General features: G+C 70.7%; 16 protein-coding genes and 1 pseudogene. 12 read left to right on the plus strand and 5 right to left on the minus strand.

All coding sequences use genetic code 11. From position 1 onward, the window contains the following. Positions 1-32 precede the first annotated feature (32 nt). On the minus strand, positions 33-1,073 hold the full coding sequence (locus ACFC1J_RS06460; protein WP_375903566.1) for a glycosyltransferase: 1,041 nt from the start codon (positions 1,071-1,073) through the stop codon (positions 33-35). A 213-nt stretch (positions 1,074-1,286) separates the two neighbouring features. Between ACFC1J_RS06460 and ACFC1J_RS06465 the strand changes: the two genes are divergently transcribed. Then, entirely contained in the window at positions 1,287-1,817 is a 531-nt protein-coding gene (locus tag ACFC1J_RS06465) for a hypothetical protein (protein ID WP_375903568.1), read from the plus strand. 141 nt (positions 1,818-1,958) lie between these two features. On the opposite strand, the gene lepB is transcribed toward ACFC1J_RS06465, so the two are convergent. Further along, complete coding sequence (lepB, locus tag ACFC1J_RS06470) at positions 1,959-2,684, minus strand: signal peptidase I (RefSeq protein ID WP_375903570.1); 726 nt, start codon at positions 2,682-2,684, stop codon at positions 1,959-1,961. Positions 2,685-2,885: 201 nt separating this feature from the next. Here lepB and ACFC1J_RS06475 point away from each other — a divergent pair, with 201 nt between their 5' ends. From ACFC1J_RS06475 to ACFC1J_RS06490, 4 genes are all read left to right on the plus strand, one after another. Further along, positions 2,886-3,374: a hypothetical protein gene (locus ACFC1J_RS06475; RefSeq protein ID WP_375903572.1), complete on the plus strand. Its 489-nt coding sequence runs from the start codon at positions 2,886-2,888 to the stop codon at positions 3,372-3,374. A gap of 286 nt (positions 3,375-3,660) precedes the next feature. Then, on the plus strand, positions 3,661-4,302 hold the full coding sequence (locus tag ACFC1J_RS06480; RefSeq protein ID WP_375903574.1) for a hypothetical protein: 642 nt from the start codon (positions 3,661-3,663) through the stop codon (positions 4,300-4,302). Positions 4,303-4,530: 228 nt separating this feature from the next. Next, complete coding sequence (locus tag ACFC1J_RS06485) at positions 4,531-6,009, plus strand: polysaccharide biosynthesis tyrosine autokinase (protein WP_375903576.1); 1,479 nt, start codon at positions 4,531-4,533, stop codon at positions 6,007-6,009. After that, complete coding sequence (locus tag ACFC1J_RS06490; RefSeq protein ID WP_375903577.1) at positions 6,006-7,094, plus strand: hypothetical protein; 1,089 nt, start codon at positions 6,006-6,008, stop codon at positions 7,092-7,094. The genes ACFC1J_RS06485 and ACFC1J_RS06490 overlap by 4 nt, the downstream gene beginning before the upstream one ends. Positions 7,095-7,168: 74 nt before the next feature. Here ACFC1J_RS06490 and ACFC1J_RS06495 read toward each other — a convergent pair whose 3' ends face one another. From ACFC1J_RS06495 to ACFC1J_RS06505, 3 genes are all read right to left on the minus strand, one after another. Continuing rightward, complete coding sequence (locus tag ACFC1J_RS06495) at positions 7,169-8,002, minus strand: helix-turn-helix domain-containing protein (protein WP_375903579.1); 834 nt, start codon at positions 8,000-8,002, stop codon at positions 7,169-7,171. 172 nt (positions 8,003-8,174) lie between these two features. Continuing rightward, positions 8,175-9,086, minus strand: coding sequence for a hypothetical protein (locus tag ACFC1J_RS06500; RefSeq protein WP_375903581.1), 912 nt, complete (start codon positions 9,084-9,086; stop codon positions 8,175-8,177). Positions 9,087-9,128: 42 nt separating this feature from the next. Beyond that, entirely contained in the window at positions 9,129-10,070 is a 942-nt protein-coding gene (locus ACFC1J_RS06505; RefSeq protein ID WP_375903583.1) for a Ppx/GppA phosphatase family protein, read from the minus strand. A 46-nt stretch (positions 10,071-10,116) separates the two neighbouring features. Here ACFC1J_RS06505 and coaA point away from each other — a divergent pair, with 46 nt between their 5' ends. The 7 genes and pseudogenes from coaA (at position 10,117) to tsaE (ending at position 17,519) form a co-directional block, all read left to right on the plus strand. Then, positions 10,117-11,067 carry a type I pantothenate kinase gene (coaA, locus tag ACFC1J_RS06510; RefSeq protein WP_375903649.1) on the plus strand — a complete coding sequence of 317 codons (951 nt, stop codon included), beginning with the start codon at positions 10,117-10,119 and terminating at the stop codon, positions 11,065-11,067. 93 nt (positions 11,068-11,160) lie between these two features. After that, on the plus strand, positions 11,161-12,195 hold the full coding sequence (locus ACFC1J_RS06515) for a MauE/DoxX family redox-associated membrane protein (RefSeq protein ID WP_375903585.1): 1,035 nt from the start codon (positions 11,161-11,163) through the stop codon (positions 12,193-12,195). A gap of 153 nt (positions 12,196-12,348) precedes the next feature. Further along, positions 12,349-13,218 (plus strand): helix-turn-helix domain-containing protein, encoded by an 870-nt coding sequence (locus ACFC1J_RS06520; RefSeq protein ID WP_375903587.1) that lies wholly within the window; start codon positions 12,349-12,351, stop codon positions 13,216-13,218. A gap of 113 nt (positions 13,219-13,331) precedes the next feature. Beyond that, on the plus strand, positions 13,332-15,182 hold the full coding sequence (gene glmS / locus ACFC1J_RS06525; RefSeq protein WP_375903589.1) for a glutamine--fructose-6-phosphate transaminase (isomerizing): 1,851 nt from the start codon (positions 13,332-13,334) through the stop codon (positions 15,180-15,182). A 233-nt stretch (positions 15,183-15,415) separates the two neighbouring features. Further along, positions 15,416-15,763: pseudogene (locus ACFC1J_RS06530) on the plus strand (holo-ACP synthase); the annotation flags it as partial. Positions 15,764-15,924: 161 nt separating this feature from the next. Then, positions 15,925-17,034 carry an alanine racemase gene (gene alr / locus ACFC1J_RS06535; protein ID WP_375903591.1) on the plus strand — a complete coding sequence of 370 codons (1,110 nt, stop codon included), beginning with the start codon at positions 15,925-15,927 and terminating at the stop codon, positions 17,032-17,034. Next, positions 17,031-17,519, plus strand: coding sequence for a tRNA (adenosine(37)-N6)-threonylcarbamoyltransferase complex ATPase subunit type 1 TsaE (gene tsaE, locus ACFC1J_RS06540; RefSeq protein WP_375903593.1), 489 nt, complete (start codon positions 17,031-17,033; stop codon positions 17,517-17,519). The genes alr and tsaE overlap by 4 nt, the downstream gene beginning before the upstream one ends. The last annotated feature ends 84 nt before the right edge of the window (positions 17,520-17,603 follow it).

Below are 17,603 nucleotides of genomic sequence, written 5' to 3' on the forward strand. Positions count from 1 at the left end.
GGCGCGATCCTCGCCGCCGCCGGCGCGATCGGTCAGGCGCCGGGGCGTGCGTGCTCCGCGACCTCGACCAGGTGCGCGACCCGGCGGGCGGCGACGGACTCGAACGGCTCCAACGCGCCGAGGGCATGCGTGCGCACGGCGTCGAGCTGCTCCGGGTCCAGAGATCGGATCCTCCGGGCGAGCGCCTTCGCGTCCCGCTCCGCCCAGCCCAGGCCCTCGGCGGCCAGCCGGGGCCAGGTGGCGTTCCGCACGCCCAGCACGGGCACGCCGCAGCCGAGCGCCTCGTAGTACGTGCCGGAGGGGTCGCCCTGCGGATGTGGGAGGAGGGCGAGATCGACCTCGTCCCGCATCCGGGACTTCCAGGTCTCGAAGTCGAGGAAGCCCTCGAACCGCACGTTGGACGGCGCGGCGCGCTGCAGATCCGCGCGCAGGTCTCCGTCGCCGAGCAGGAGGAATTCGACCTCGGGCAGCAGCCGGGCCACCTCGAGGACCGTCCCGGGGCCCTTGACGGCCGTCAGCCGTCCGGAGAACGCGACGCGCAGCGGGCGCTCGCCGCGCCAGGTCGGCCGGTCCCTCGCGGCGTCGAGGTCGGCCCGGCGGATCCGATGGTCGCGGAAGAGGAGCGGTCGCGGGCTCAGCGCGGCGTACGCGTCCCAGGCGGCGTGGCCGTTGCACTGGAGCCCCGCAGCCCTGCCTGCGATGTCGCGGTAGACGTGTTCTCGGCGCCGCTGTCCGAGGGCGATCCGGGCCCGATCGATCGCGCCCCCGGCGGTGACCCGCTGCTGCTCGACGCGGATCCGGCGATCGAACTCCGCCGTGAAGACGGCGGGGGCGAGCTCCGTCAGCCACCCGAACTCCGGACGGTGCAGCGCGAGCACGACATCGGGGGCGAGGGCGCGCACGGACGTGACGGAGGGTGCGGACTCGGTGACAATCCGCACGTCCTGGGCGGCCACGGTGCCGGCGTGCGGGACCACGGCGACGACATCGCCCGGCCAGGTCGCCGCGAACTCGGAGAGCCCCTCGACGGCCTTCGCGTCGAGCGGGCCGGGGGAGACGTAGACCAGGCGCACGCGACCATCGTCACACGGGAGTAGTGCGATGTCCCGTTCGGAGAGGCCCCGGCGCACCTCATACCAGAATTCTGGTCGGCAAATCCAGAAGTGCCTTTCCCTGGCGTGTCGCCTGTGGGATACTGAGGTCGGACATCGGGGCCACTGGGGGCTCGGTGGCGCTCGGGTGTTGAATCTGGGGATTCCGCCGAGCGGTGAGTCAAGGGGACGATCATGACGGAATCCGAGCAGCCGACTGGTGTGAGCCGGCGTACGGTCACGAAGGCCATGGCCTGGGCAGTGCCCGCCGTCGCGCTGGCGGCGCCGGTTCCCGCCTTCGCCACCTCCGGTCCGAAGCCGACGGTGACGCAGGGCGACGCGTGCAAGGCCCCGGGCGGATCGGTGACGTGCAACGGCGTCGTGTTCAAATTCGGCTACGGCGTTCCGGTCTACATCACGAACAACAGCCCGCTCGACATCTGGATCTACAGCGTCTCCATCGTGTCGCAGTCCCAGCCGGATCCCGTGCTCTCTCCGGTCGCGGTGGTTCCGCTGCCGGTCAAGATCGCGGCGAACGGCGGTACGCAGCAGTTCCTCATCGGCGGGCAGAACACGAACAGCTTCAACTGGCAGAACGGCTCGCTCACGCTCGATGCCGCGTGGGGCCACACTCCGACGGCCGCCGGTGACACGGACCACGTCGGGGATCCGATCGAGGTCACGGTGAGCTGGGACTCCACCCCTCCGGGATGCACCTGCCCGTGACGCGGTAGCGCACGCGCTTCGGCGGACGTGACCCTCTCCCCGGTGAGGGTCACGTCCGTGCGCCTGCCCGCGGCACCATGCGGAGCATGCGCGCATCATGCGCGGAGCCGGGTGACGCCGGGACCCTCCGGATGGCCGGGGTTACAGCCCCGACCAGCGGTTGACCGGCCAGAGGACCACCACGGCCTTGCCGACGATGTCCTCGGCCCGGGCCCAGCGCCAGCAACCGGCATCCGGCTCGGTGCGTCCTCGGCATTGCACGGCGCCGTCGGAGGAGCTCGAACGGTGATCGCCCATCACGAGATAGGAGTCCTCGGGGACCGTCACCTCCGGCAGGCAGCGTGAGGAGAGGGGCGTCGTCGTGCAGTCCAGCGCGCCGGGGCGGAACGGGAGGTCCTGGAACACGTAGGGCTCGTCGAGCGGCTTGCCGTCGACGATGAGCTTCCCCTCGGCCGTGCAGCACTTCACCGTCTGCCCCGGACCGGCGATCACCCGCTTGATGAGGGTGTGCGGCCCGGAGGGGCCGAAACCGGTCACCTCGCCGACCCAGCGCAACGCGGCCTTGAAGGGATTCTCCGGAGGGCGTGTTGCGCCGTCCCAGGCCTGGTCGGCGTCGAAGACCACGACGTCGCCGGTGTGCGGCGCCGCGCCGCCGACATAGGCGAGGCGGTTCACGAGCACCCGGTCGCCGACCTGCAGGGTCTGCTCCATGGATCCGGACGGCACCCAGTAGGGCTTCGCGACGAACGACAGGACGAGCCCGAACACGACGAACGCGGCGCACAGCTGGAACAGGAAGCTGCCCGTGATCCGCCGCCAGAGCGGGCGGGGCGAGAGAGGCGCGGGCGCCGCGGCGTCGGAGGACATGCGTCCATCATGCCGGGTCACGGGCTTCCGGGCGGAATGCGACCGGTGTCGAGCGGGAGGCGACCTCGGTGCGGCGGCACAGGCGGAACCGCCGACAGCATGACTCCTGTGCACGGCCGGATGCCCCCGCATCCACTGATGAGTACGCCGTCGCGCCGGACGTCCCCACGTCCGCACCTGACGCCCCGGAGGAGCAAATACATGAGTGAAACGAAGAACGTCCAGCGCCGTACGGTGCTGAAGGGCGCCGCGTGGTCGGTTCCCGTCGTCGCGGCCGCCGCTGCCACGCCGTTCGCCGCGGCGTCGACGATCAACGGCTTCAGCGTCGACGGCAACTGCGGCCTGCTGGGCGCACTCGGCGCCGGCTTCACCGTCACGGCGGGCAGCTCGCCGATCCCGGCCGGCACCCAGATCACGATCCACAGCACGGCTCTCGTGTCCCTCAACCTGATCTCGCTCAGCGGCCAGGGCCTCGCCCAGGTCTCGCTGCTCGGCCCCAACGACGCCGTGATCACGCTGACCAGCCCGATCCCCGCCGGCGGCACGATGACGATCCAGTGGCTGCTGAGCGTCTCGGTGCTCACCAACACGACGGCGACGCTGACGCTGCCGGCCGGCGACACCGCGGGCCCCGGCACGAAGAGCGTGGGCACGCTGCAGCAGACCCTCATCCTCTGCTCCGCGGGCTGAGCCCGACCGGACGATCTCTTCTGCAAAGGCCGCTCCTCAGGGAGCGGCCTTTGTCGTGTCTGCGGGCGGCGGAGAGCGGTTCACGATGGCGAAAGCACGCCGAGGGTCTGCCGGCGACAAGGATCGCGCACGTCGCGACAGCGGTTTCGTCGTATTCGCGACGATTTTGTGCGGTACGACGACAAGAATCTTCGCGTGAGCGACATGCGTCGACATGCTCGGACTACTGCCGTGAAGCACCCGTAACGCTTCCGGTCATCCAACGTAAACGCACTGGGGGAGACGTATGTCCAAGATCGAAAACAACAAGCAGGTGGCCCGTCGCACGGTGCTCAAGGGCGCCGCATGGTCCGTTCCCGTCGTGGCCGCGGCCGCCGCGATGCCCGTGTCCGCCGCGAGCGTCACGAATCCCGGATGCGGGTGTCTGCAGACGGGAGCACTCGGAGCGTTCACGGCGCAGGCCGTCACCCTGCTGAACCTCGGCACGGTGACCGGAACCCTGGCGTTCAACCTGGACAGCTCTGCCTGCGACACGGGCTTCTTCAAGCCCGCGTACACCATTCTCGGCCTCGGCGGAAGCATCTCGTTCAGCGACGGGACGACCAACCAGTTCACGATCGGCGGGACGACCGGTGCGGGGACGATCGGCCAGATCAGCGCCTTCGACTCGACCTTCTCCGTGCTCGGCCAGATCAACATGCCGAACGACCTCATCCCGCCGTACACGCCGAAGGTGCCCACCAAGGTGTGCTTCAACTTCACGGCGATCTTCATCCCGCTCCTCCCGATCCCGCAGATCGAGTGCAGCTACCAGCTCTGCTTCGACATCACCAGCCCGTCCAGCCTCGGCACCATCGTCCTCGGCACCGGAACGGTCAACTGGACCGACCTCACGCCGAGCAACCCGGTGCTCACCCCGCTGGGCTGATCACTCCGCGCGACGCGCCGCACCCGCCCCGGTTCCTGGCACCATCAGGGAACCGGGGCGGTTTCGCGTGGGCGAGGTCCAGCGGCTCAGGGCACGGTCGTCCGTCGCAGTCACCCGATACCGGCGCGGTACCGCCGTGTCGCGTCGCGGACCGTGCTTCCGGTAGCATCGGAAGGCCGTTGACTATTCGCCCTCGCAAGGGTGAGCGGAGCGAGGGGGACAGTCTGCATGGATCTGCGTGAGTATCTTCGGGTGTTCCGCGCCCACTGGCTCGGGATGGTCCTCATCACGCTCCTCGGTGTCGCCGTCGCCTTCGGATGGACCCTGTTGCAGCCGAAGGTCTACACGGCCGACGCGTCCGCGATCGTGCAGGCGAACACCGCCGCCGACGCGGGCGACAACAGCCTCAGCTCCGCGATGCTCGGCAACTCGCTGACCTCCGGTCGCGTGAAGACCTACGTCGCACTCGGGCAGTCGCGCGCCGTCGCGGACGGGGTGATCAAGGATCTGAGCCTCGACGTCAGCCCCGACCAGCTCGTCAAGCAGGTCACCGTCACCAACACCGTCGACACGACCACGCTCATGGTCAGCGCGAACGCCGCCACTCCCGAGAAGGCGCGCGACATCGCCGAAGCCTGGGTGCGCTCGATGGGCGCGGAGGTCAACCGGCTCGAGACGACCGATCCCGCGCAGAAGGGCGCCGTCTTCCTCAGCCCCATCGACTCCGCGCGCCTGCCGGATTCCCCGTCGTCGCCGAACACGAGGCTCGCCCTCGCCCTCGGTGCGCTGATCGGTCTCGCCGTCGCCGTCGGGTACGGTCTGCTGCGCTACACCCTCGATCGCCGGATCCGTTCGGTGGAGCAGGTCGAGCGCGAGACCGGAAGGCCTGTGGTCGGCACGATCCCCGAGGAGAAGACCTTCACGGCCGACAACCGGCTGCTGCCCTTCGACGGCGGCACGAGCAGCACGAGCGACAACGCGCACCTGTTCGGCATCGGCGAGGCCATGCGCGAGCTGCGCACCAACCTGCAGTACATGGACGTCGACAACCCGCCGCGCATCATCGTCGTGACCAGCCCGCTGCCCGGTGACGGCAAGTCGACGATCGCCTCGAACCTCGCGGTCACCCTCGCCTCCAGCGGCCAGCCCGTCGTGCTGATCGACGGCGACCTCCGCCGTCCGATGATCGACACCGTGTTCGGCCTGCCCAAGGGCGCCGGCATCTCCGATGTGCTCGCAGGGCGCGCCACGATCGCCGAGGTCGCACAGCGCTTCGGCAACGGTCAGCTGCTCGTCGTCGCGGCGGGCAAGGTGCCGCCGAACCCGAGCGAGGTGCTCGGGTCGGCCCGGATGCGCGAGCTGCTGAAATCGATCGCCCGCGAGGCCATCGTCATCGTCGACGCCCCGCCGCTCATCCCTGTCACCGATGCCGCCGTGCTCGCACACAGCGCCGATGGCGCGGTCATCGTCGGCACGGTCGGCAAGACCACGTTCGAGGTGCTCGGCAAAGCCATCGGAAACCTCGATCGCGCCGGCGCCCGTGCGCTCGGACTCGTGCTGAACCGGGTGCCGCGCCGCGGCAGCGGCGCGGCGTACTACGGCTACCAGTACCACGGCGAGTACTACCGCAACGATGACCAGGAGTTGCCGTCGGGAACCGTGAACGGCGACAAGCCCCGTCGTCGAGGGGCATCGGAGGCGGCGTGACCGTGCCCCTTGCGGGTGCGCAGGGGGGCGGGGGGCGCACCCCGCTCGACGTCAGCGCTCTCGGCGCCCGCATCCGGCTGACATTCGACGACGACCTCGATGACGCCACGGTCGACGCGATCCGTGCCTCGTGGCAGGGAGCACGGCTGCGGTTCGACGAGGCCATCGAGCCCGACGACACGATTTCCGTGACCGCCGCGCTCGAGCCGGAGGCCCTCTCCGAGACGCTCACCGTGCGGGTGACCCTCGCCGCGCTGGGGCGCGGCAGCGGCGAGATGCTCATGTTCCACGCCTGCGGGGTCGCGGATCCGGACGGCCGGGTCGTGGCCTTCGTCGGTCCCTCCGGGCGGGGCAAGACCACCCTCAGTCGCGCACTCGGGGCGGAGCGCGGTTACGTGTCCGACGAGACGATCGCGCTCAGCACCGACCTCGCCGTCGTGCCGTACCGCAAGCCGCTGTCGGTCGTGCGCGACGGGCGTCCCAAGGAGCAGGTCTCCCCGGATGCCGCGGGACTGAAGCCCGTGCCGGACGCGCCCCTGACGCTGACCGCGCTGGTGCTCATCACCCGCGACGCGGAGCATCCGGCGCCGAGCATCGAGCAGGTCGCCTTTCCCGAGGCGATCGCAGAGCTCGCACCGCAGATGAGCTATCTCGCGGAGCTGCCGCGCCCGCTGCAGACCCTCGCGGAGATGTGCGACCGCATCGGCGGCGTCGTGCGGCTGACCTATCCCGATGCCTCCACGGTGCCGCCGATCGTGCCGGAGCTCCTCGATCACACCCGGGTGCACGAGGAGTGGGAGCCCGCCGCCGTCGACGGAGAGAACCCCGAGTTCGATCTGTCGGCCGTGACCGATGCCATCCGGTGCGGAGACCGCGTGATCGTGCTCGCCCAGCGCTGGGTGCATGTGCTCGACGGGATCGCCCCGACCATCTGGGACTCGCTGCGCGCCGGACGAGGTCTCGACGAGGTCGTCGATGACGTCATCGCCGAGTTCGGGCGGCCGGCGGACGGGGATCCGCGGTCGCTGGTCGTCGCGGCTCTCGATCAGCTGGTCGAGGCCGGGATGCTGAGCCCGAAGGCGTGACGGACCGGTTCCGTTCGACGCTCGGATCTCCGTGCCCGGCGGCTCGCTCCGCGCGCGCGGGGACCGCGGCACGCTCAGCGGGACGGGCGGATCCTGGTCGGTGAGGGCAGGCCGTCCGCACGGAGCGCGCGGCGCAGCTGCAGCGCGCTGGAGAATCCGGAGTGCGCGGCGATCTCCTCTATCGTGAGCACGGCGTAGTCGGGGTTCCGCAGCAGCGACTCCGCGAACTCCACGCGAACCTTGCGCAGGGCGTCTCCCGGCGTGGTCCCGATCTTGGCGAAGCCCCGCTGCAGGTGCCGCAGCGACACGTGCAGCTCCGTCGCGAGGTCGGCGATCGTGAACTGCGGATCCTCGCGGTGCAGCAGCATCGCCGAGCGCGCTCTGTCCACGAGCGGCGCCTGTCCGCGCTCGGGCAGGTCGGAGGAGTAGAGCTCGAGCAGAGCGCCGAACACCATCTCCGCGAGCAGCCGCTCGATCGCGTAGCGCGAGATCGACGTGGTGTCCTCGGTGTTGCGCGCGATGGCCAGTGTGAAGGCGCGGAAGGCGAGGACCATCGGCGTCGGAAGGAGCACGAGCGGGCGCAGCGGGGCGTCGTGGATGAAGTCCCGCAGGGTGTCGACGGGCACCCACACCGCGACGACGTCGTTCGACCCGCTCCACTCGATGGTTTCGGCGGCATGAGGCGGCATGAAACGCCCGATCGGCAACGCGGATCCGTCCGGCCCCTCGCCGCTGGGAAACAGCACGACTGCGTGCGGATCGGCGGGCTCGGCCTTCCACGTCCAGTGCGTGCGCTGCGGACGATGCACGGTGACGAAGATCGAGCGGAAGGCGCGGGCGCTGATCAATCCGGCACGGTGCGACGTGAGGCCCAGGTGGGACTCGAGCAGGCGCGTAGGGGATGACACGGAGGGGATGTGCCCTTTCGGACGTGAGGTGCTGACAAAGTACCGCCCCCTGCAGATCAGTATGACGGGTCCGCCTGCATCACGTCGAACTGTGGCGCTCCGTGTCGCGCGGCCCGGACGGCGCGCGCCCCGTGCCGGTGCTGCCCGGACCCGCCCGCGCAGGTGCGGCGGTCTAGGCGAGGACGGCCCGGATGACGCGCTCCACCTCGACGAGGGCGGGCGTCAGCTGCGCCGCCGATTCCTGGTACACCTCGAACGGGCGGCGGTAGGGGTCGACGACGTCCTCGCCCTTGGGCGCGGAGCCGCCCCGGCGGCCGGCGATCGACTCGACCACGGCCACCAGCCGCTGACGCGGATCCGATCCTGCGCCGTCGGCGATCGCGCGCACCTGGGTGTCCGTGACCCCCTGGGCGAGTCGGGCGAACTCCCGCACGGGGAAGACCCGGTGCAGCCGACGCGGCAGCAGCTGCACCGCGTAGTCGCGCTGTTCCGCCGTCATCGTGAGCACGAGGTCGGCGTCATCGAGCAGCGGCTCCGTGAGCAGCCGGGCGCGGTGCGCGGCGGCGACGGCGGCGTCGACGCCGAGGTCGTGGGCGATTCTCTGTGCCGGATCCGTCATCGCGTGCCCGACCAGGCCGTGGGTTCCGGCGCTGTGCACGCGGAGGTCGAGCGCCGCGAGCCGGGTGCGCAGCAGCGACTCCGCGAGCGGTGAGCGGCAGATGTTGCCCGTGCAGACGGCCAGCACGGTGGGCCGCGGCGAGGCCTCCGCCGCGGGAGCGGCGAACATCCCGGCGAGGGATCCGAACGAGACACCACCCGGTGGGCGTGCGGGATCCTCCGGCGGCACCGGCGGGGATCCGGGACCCGAGTCGGGCTGCGACGCGGGGGACGGCTGGTCCGGTGCGACGGGCCGCTCCGCAGCGCCCGGCGCCGAGGGCAGCCCGCCGACGGGTGCCGCCTGGTCGATGTGCGCGCCGGAGGCCTCGGCGATGGCGGCGGCCTCGCGCTGCTGCCGCAGCTCTCGTCGTGTGAGCGGCCTCGGCGATGTGCCGCGCGGTGTCCCCAGATCCCTCGCGTCGTCCATGACACCAGGGTAAGGGATCCGGTCGACGGGGCGGGCGGGGTCTCAGACGCGGCCGTCGCGCGTGCGGTCCTCGATGTAGCGCAGCAGCACGCCCTCGCGAAGGGCCCACGGCGAGACCTCCAGTTCGTCAACATCCATCGCTGTCATTGCGGTGTGCAGCACGACGGCGGCCGCCACGATCTGGAATGTGCGATCCGGCGTGATGCCGGGCAGCTCCTGTCGTGCGGAGGCGGGCAGGCGCGCGAGGCGCGGGATCCAGGAACCGAGCGCCGCGCGCGGCAACAGCATTCGCTCGGAACCCGACCAACCGGGTGCGGGATAGCCGACCAAACGGGCCAGCGAACGGATCGCCTTCGACGAGCCGACCACGTGGTCCGGGCGCGGCAGCGCCGAGAACCGTGCCGCGACGGGAGCGAACACGTCACCGGCATGCTCGCGCAGGCGCGCCACAGCATCCTCGCCCGGCGGGTCTTCGGGCAGGAACATCAGAGTCGAACGCCCCGCGCCGAGCGGCACCGACGCGGCGATGTCCGGGAGCTCCTCGGACCCGGCGGCCATCTCGAAAGATCCGCCGCCGATGTCGAACAGCAGGATCTGTCCCGCAGCCCAGCCGAACCAGCGTCGCACGGCGAGGAACGTCAGTCGTGCCTCGGTCTCGCCGTCGAGCACCTGCAGCGGCTGCCCGAGCGCGGCCTCGATGCGGGCGATGACCTCGGCGCCGTTCGCCGCCTCGCGCACGGCACTGGTCGCCGTGGCGAGCAGTGCATCGACGCGCTGCTGCGTCGCCACGGTGCGCGCCTGCCGCACCGCAGCTTCGAGGGCCTTCACGCCCTCCTCGCCGATCGCGCCGGACGGCGTGAGGAATCGCATGAGCCGCAGCACCGTGCGATCGCTCGTCGCGGCGAGCGGTCGGCCACCGGGATGCACGTCGGCCGCGAGCAGGTGGACGGTGTTGGATCCGATGTCGAGCACTCCGAGACGCACGGGGGAAGAATACTCGGCGAACGTGACGGGAAGCAGCGCCGATACGATGGAGCGCGTGAGCTCCGACACTCTCGCGCCGCTGTCGCCGTACCGCCGCATCGATCGTGCGGACTGGGCGCGCCTCGCCGCCGACCTCGATCAGCCGCTCAGCGAGACCGAGGTCGTCGAGATCCGCGGCATCGGCGACCGGCTGGACCCCACAGAGGTCAAAGAGGTCTATCTGCCGCTGAGCCGGCTGCTGAGCCTGTACGCGACGTCGACCAAGCGCCTCGGCGAGGCCACGAACCAGTTCCTCGGCGAAGCCGATGACACCACGCCGTTCATCGTCGGCGTGGCCGGCTCGGTGGCCGTGGGCAAGTCGACCATCGCCCGCCTCCTGCGGGAGCTCATGAGCCGCTGGCCGGGCACCCCGCGCGTCGAGCTGGTCACCACGGACGGTTTCCTCTATCCCAACGCCGAGCTCGAGCGGCGCGGGATCATGGACCGGAAGGGCTTCCCGGAGTCGTATGACCGCCGTGCGCTGATCGATTTCCTCACCAAGGTGAAGAGCGGCGCGGACGAGGTGCGCGCCCCGTTCTACTCGCACATCCGCTACGACATCGTTCCCGACGCGCACGTCGTGGTGCGCCGCCCGGACGTCGTGATCGTCGAGGGCCTCAACGTGCTGCAGCCGCCGCCCGCCCCGAACGACGTCGCCGTGAGCGACCTCTTCGACTTCTCGATCTTCGTCGACGCCGAGCTCGACCACATCGCGCAGTGGTATGTGGACCGCTTCCTCGCCCTGAGGCAGGGCGCGTTCACCAACCCGTCGTCCTACTTCAACGTCTTCGCGCACCTCACCGACGACGAGGCGGTCACCACGGCCATGGGGTACTGGAACGAGATCAACCTGCCGAACCTCATCGAGAACGTGATGCCGACGAAGCACCGTGCGACCCTCGTGCTGAACAAGGGCGCGTCGCACGCCGTGGAGTCCGTGCTGCTCCGCAAGCTCTAGCGCGCGGCTGCCGCTCTTCGCTTTGCGGCGCTCGTTCGGTGAACGTGGCACAGGAAGGCCCCCGCAGGCTCTGCCGCCTGGAATACTTGCGGGATGGGGACTGCTCTGTACATGTTCATGCTGCCGGCGATGGCGCTGTCGTCGACGCTCATTCTGGTCGGCGTGCTCGCCGTCAGCGGGATCGCGAAGCTCCGCGCTCCCGATGATGCCGCCGGCTGGACGGAACTGGGCATTCCTGCCGTGCTGCGCCAGGCCTGGCTTATCCGGCTGCATCCGATCGCCGAACTGGTGCTCGCTGCAGCACTGCTGTTGTTCGGCGGCTGGCTCGGGATCGTTTCCGCAGCGATCGCAGTGCTGCTGTTCGCCGCCTACCTGGTGCTGGTGTGGCGGGCAAGGCGGCAGACCCCCGACGCCTCGTGCGCATGCTTCGGCGAGCGCCGCCGGATCACCGGCCGGACCTTGCTTCGCAACGGCTGGCTGACGCTGCTGGCGGTCGTCTCGGTCGCGACCATCGGGACGCTTCCGCTGTTCGGGGGAGTCCTCGCCCTTGCCGCAGCATTCTGGCCGTGGATCCTTGCTCTTGCGGCGGTCGCCGTGACGTTCATCCTGGTTCAGGAGTCGAGACCCGCGGAGAGCGATCGGGGGGAGCAGGTGCGCGCCGAAGAGGCGATGTCCGCCGGAACCGACGAGCTCGAGGACTACTTGCGTGCGCGCACCCCCGCGGTGCCCGTTCAACTCGCAGACGGCACGACGGTGACGCTGCGTGACCTCTCGAGACAGGCGCCCATCCTCATGCTGGCGGTTTCGGAGACCTGCGGCACCTGCACACCGGTGATCGAGAGCATCGACGCATATCGGGCGCTGCTGCCGGAGGTCTCCGTGCGCTTTCTTCTCCAGAGTGCGCCCGAGGCCAGCAGGCTCACCTCGATCGAAGAGCCGCAGACCTTGCACGATGTGCACCGGTACGTGGGGCCCTCGATCGCTGACCAGTGGTTCACCCCGACGGCGGTGCTGCTCGGCGCCGACGGGATGCTGGCGGGTGGGCCGGTCGTCGGGGTGACCGCGATCGGCGACTTCGTGGACGACATCTATGAGAGTCTGCACGGCGAACGCCCGCCCGCGGGCTGAGAACGTGTCCGAGCAGGTGCTCGACAGCTCGCATCCAGGAGTGGATGTCGCCGAAACGATGTTTTTGGTGACGCGTTTCATCGCGTAGAGTGTTCGACACGCGGGTTCATGTGGCTGGGGAGCTGCACCTGCGGACCTTTGGGGAGGTCACATATGGGGATCGTCAAGGACGTCGCGGCGGTGATGCGACTTCTCGGGACGGAACGCGAGAATCCGCTCGTCGCGCGGCGCTATCGCGGAGTGCTGGCGACACAGCATGCGCTCTCCACGAGAGCGGAGTGGCGCTGGTCCGCCCAGGCGGCGGATGGTGATGAGGTCGCCATGCTGCTCATCGCGGCGGTGCCGCTCCAGGTCACCGGCGGCGATGGCGTTCCCATCGAGGTGGCTCCCGGGACGCTCTGCTTCCTGCATCCGAATCGCACCGTGAAGATCGAGGCGATCGCCGCCGGTACGGTGATGTGCGCCTGGGCTCCCTGGGACGCGCTCGATGAGATCGAGTCGGGTATGCGTGCGCCGGGCGAGGTGATCCCTGCGAGCATCATCGGCAGGGGGCTGCAGGCGTTCCTGACGTCGCTGCTCACTCAGCACTCCGAACCGACCGTCTACACGGACTACCTTGTGGAGCGACTGATCGTCGAGATGGTGTTCAGCGTTCTGGTCGAGGCGGCCCCGCGCCCCGTTGAAGGGCGCAAGGGCTCTGATATCGACCGAGCGCGGTCGCTCATGCTGGTTCGCCGCGCGGAGCGCGACTTCGGCGTCGCCGCCCTCGCCCGGGACATGCACCTGTCCGTGCGGCAGCTGCAGAGGATGTTCGCCGCCGAGAACAGCACTCCTGCGGAGGAACTGCGCCGGACCCGAGTCGAGCTCGCAAGGGAGCTCATGAGGGACGCCGACTACGCGCCGCTGGGGATCTCCGAGATCGCCGAGCATGCGGGATTCTCGGACGCGGCAGGGATGCGCAGAGCGTTCGCCCTTTCCGGACTGCCCTCGCCTCGCGTCCTGCGCCGATCGGCGCTCGGCTGATCGCGCACGCGCCTGATCGCCGCACGTGTGCGCGTTGAGCGGGTCGTGGTGCCGCACCGCGCATCGAGATTCGTACGGAACCCGCGCAAAATAGCGGCCTTACCCTGGAATCCATGTGCGGAATCGTCGGATACGTGGGGCCGCGGCCCAGCCAGGACATCCTGCTCGCGGGCCTCGCCCGCCTCGAGTACCGCGGGTACGACTCGGCAGGCATCGCCGTCATCGATGAGGCCGGATCCCTCGGCATGCGCAAGAAGGCCGGCAAGCTGCAGATGCTGCGCGACTCACTCGCCGATGCCGCGCTCGCCGACGGCAGTACCGGGATCGGGCACACCCGCTGGGCCACGCACGGAGGCCCGACCGATGCGAATGCGCACCCGCATCTCGCGGACGATGACAAGCTGGCGCTCATCCACAACGGCATCATCGAGAACTTCGCCCCGCTCCGCGCCGAGCTCGAGGCCGAGGGCGTGACGTTCCGCAGCGAGACCGACACCGAGGTCGCCGCAGCCCTCATCGGCCGCGAGTACCGCCGCACGGGCGACCTCCAGGAGGCGTTCCGCGCCGTCGTGAACCGCCTCGAGGGCGCCTTCACGCTGCTCGCGGTGCACCAGGACGAGCCGGGTCTCGTCGTCGCCGCGCGCCGCAACTCGCCGCTCGTGATCGGCCTCGGCGACGGGGAGAACTTCCTCGGCTCCGACGTCGCCGCCTTCGTCGAGCACACCCGTCGCGCGCTCGCGATCGGCCAGGACGAGATCGTCGCCATCACGCCTTCCGAGGTCACCGTCACCGACTTCGCCGGCGTGCCCGTCACGCCGGAGCCCTTCGAGGTCTCGTGGGACGCCACCTCGGCTGAGAAGGGCGGCTGGCCGAGCTTCATGGCCAAGGAGGTCGCCGAGGAACCCGAGGCCGTCGCGAACACGATCCGCGGCCGCGTGCGAGACGGCGCCGTCGTCATCCCGGAGCTGGACGGATCCGACGACCTGTTCCGCGGCGTGGACCGCATCATCATCACCGCCTGCGGCACCGCGTCGTACGCGGGTATGGTCGGCAAGTACGCGCTCGAGCAGTGGGCGCGCGTGCCGGTCGACGTCGAGCTCGCGCACGAGTTCCGCTACCGCGACCCGGTGATCGGCGAGAACACGCTGGTCGTGTCGATCAGCCAGTCCGGCGAGACCATGGACACGCTCATGGCGGTCAAGTACGCCCGCGAGCGCGGCGCGCGCACCCTGTCGATCTGCAACACGCAGGGCGCGACCATCCCGCGCGAGTCGGATGCCGTCGTCTACACGCACGCCGGCCCCGAGGTCGCGGTCGCGTCGACCAAGGCGTTCGTCGCGCAGATCACCGCGCTGCTGCTGCTCGGCCTGCACGCGGGCCGGGTGCGCGGGACGCTCTCGGCCGCCGACGGCGCGTCCGCCGTGGCCGACCTCGACGCGCTGCCCGCGAAGATCGCCGAGGTGCTCGCCGAGGAGCAGGCGCACGTCACGCAGCTCGCGGGCTGGATGGCCGACACCCGCTCCGTGCTGTTCCTCGGACGCCACGTGGGCTACCCGATCGCGCTCGAGGGCGCGCTCAAGCTCAAGGAGATCTCCTACATCCACGCCGAGGGCTTCGCCGCCGGCGAGCTCAAGCACGGTCCGATCGCCCTGATCGAGCCCGGCCAGCCGGTGTTCGTGCTCGTGCCGTCGCCGCGGCACTCCGCCCTGCTGCACGCCAAGGTCGTCTCCAACATCCAGGAGATCCGTGCGCGAGGCGCCCGCGTGATCGTGATCGCGGAGGAGGGCGACGCGGCCGTGCTGCCGTTCGCCGACGAGGTCATCCGGATCCCGCTCGCCGGTGCCCTGTTCGAGCCGATCCTCGCGGTCGTCCCGTTGCAGATCTTCGCGATGGCGCTCGCCACCGCGAAGGGCCTCGACGTCGACCAGCCCCGCAACCTGGCCAAGTCCGTCACGGTGGAGTGACGCCGGGCTTCTGGGGTTTCGTCTCGTCGAGGTGCGTCCGCGCCGAGTGCGCGGGTACGTGTCGAGTGCACGGGTTGTTGGCGTGAAGAGGCGGTGCATTCGGCAGGATCCGGTGAGTTCGCGGATCCTGCCGGTGGCTGCATCGGGGCGTGACGGGCGGACCGGTCCACACGAGCCGAGGTGGACCGCCGGTGGATCCGGGCCCTGCGGATCCCGCCCGGTAGGCTGAATCGGTGATCATCGGCACCGGCATCGACCTCGTGGACATCCCGCGATTCGAGCGGACCGTCGCCCGCACACCGCGGCTCATGCAGCGGCTGTTCGCGCCGTCGGAGCAGGCGCTGCGGCTGCCGTCGCTCGCTGCGCGATACGCGGCGAAGGAAGCGCTGATCAAGGCGCTGGGCGGATCCGACGGGGTGCACTGGACCGAGATCGAGATCGCGTCCGAGCCCTCGGGCCGGCCGTACTTCGTGCTGAGCGGCAGCACCGCTGCCGCCGTGGCCGAGCGCGGCATCACCACACTGCACCTCTCGCTCACGCACGATGCGGGGCTCGCCTCCGCGTACGTGGTGGCGGAGTCCCGCGGGTCCGAGGCGGGGCTTGCGGGACCCGGATCCGTCGACGCCCCCTCTGAGCGTCGGGACCCCCTCGCAGGTGCGCACCTCAGCGGGGGCGCGGATGCTGCAGGGGGGCTTCGACCGGATCCGCCGGCCGCGGACCGCGTCGCAGGGGAGGGGCGGGCATGACCGCGCCGTTCCGCGAGGCGACGATCGACCTCGACGCGATCAGCGACAACACCCGGCACCTGCGCCGGCTCACCGGCGTCGACGTGATCGGCGTCGTGAAGGCGAACGCCTACGGGCACGGCGCCGCCGCGGCCGCTGTCGCCGCGCTCGCGGGCGGGGCGACCAGCCTCGGCGTCGCCACGGTCGAGGAGGGTCTCGCGCTGCGCCGCGAGGGCGTCAACGCGCGAATACTGGCCTGGCTGCACGCCCCCGGCCGGCGGTTCGACGACGCGGCCGAAGCGGGCATCGATCTGGGCATCTCGAGCTTCGATCAGCTTCTCGCTGCGGCCGAGGCGAGCCGCGGGTCGGATCCGGTCCGGGTACACCTCAAGTTCGAGACGGGACTGAGCCGCAACGGCATCGCCCCGGACGACCGTTCCCGGCTGCTGGCGGAGGCGGCGCGCCTGGAACGGATCGGGCGCCTGCACATCGTCGGCCTGTTCAGCCACGTGTCCAACACGTCGCCCGAGGACGACCTGGCCGCGCTCTCCGCCTTCGAGACGGCGTGCGCCGAGGCGGCCGCGCTCGGCATCGCCCCGGAGGTGCGCCACATCGCCGCGACCGCCGCGGCCATCGACCTGCCGCAGACCCGGCTCGACGCGGTGCGCATCGGCATCGGGCTGTACGGGCTCAGCCCGTTCGAGGACCGCAGCTCGGCCGATCTCGGGCTGCGCCCGGCGATGACCCTGCGCGGCGCCGTCGCTGCGGTGCGCAGGGTGCCCGCCGGCACAGGCGTCTCCTACGGCTACACGCACCGCACGGAGGCCGAGACCACGCTCGCCCTCATCCCGCTCGGCTACGCGGACGGGGTGCCGCGCAGCGCGTCGAGCCGCGGTCCGGTGCAGATCGGCGGACGCCGTTTCACGGTCGCCGGACGCATCGCGATGGACCAGTTCCTCGTCGACGTCGGCGACGAGGAGGTCGCCGTGGGCGATGAGGTCGTGCTGTTCGGCGATCCCACGCTCGGGCTGCCCTCGGCGGCGGACTGGGGCGAGGCCGCCGGCACCATCAACTACGAGATCGTGACGAGGATCGGCCCGCGCGTGCCCCGCCGGAGCGTGTCGTGACCGCGCTCGACGACCTGGCCGGCCGGCACGAGATCCGCACCTCCGAGGCGATGGAGGAGCTCGGCCGCCGGATCGGATCCGACCTCGTCGCCGGCGACGTCCTGATCCTCACCGGACCGCTCGGCGCGGGGAAGACCACGTTCACGCGCGGGCTCGCGGAAGGACTCGGCGTGCGCGGACCCGTGCAGAGCCCGACGTTCGTGATCGCCCGCACCCACCCGTCGCTGGTCGGGGGAGCGCCGCTCGTGCACATGGACGCGTACCGGCTCGGATCCGCTGCGGAGCTGGACGACCTCGACGTCGACGTGCCGGGATCCGTCGTCGTGGTCGAGTGGGGGCGCGGGATGGCCGAGGAGCTCGCCGACGTCTGGTGGGACATCGAGCTCGAACGTCCGGTCGGCGCGGACGCCGACGACACCGCGCCCGAGCACCTCGACGCCGATGCTCCGCGCGTCGTCACGATCGCCCGCGCAACCGCCCGCTGAAACGCCCGCGCGACCGCCGCCGGCCGAGTCCGCTGACCGCCGCCGGCACGGCCGAGGTCCCACGTGGTATCGCGTTGCAGGCAT

It is taken from the genome of Microbacterium sp. NPDC056052 (assembly GCF_042266785.1).
Lineage (GTDB): Bacteria > Actinomycetota > Actinomycetes > Actinomycetales > Microbacteriaceae > Microbacterium.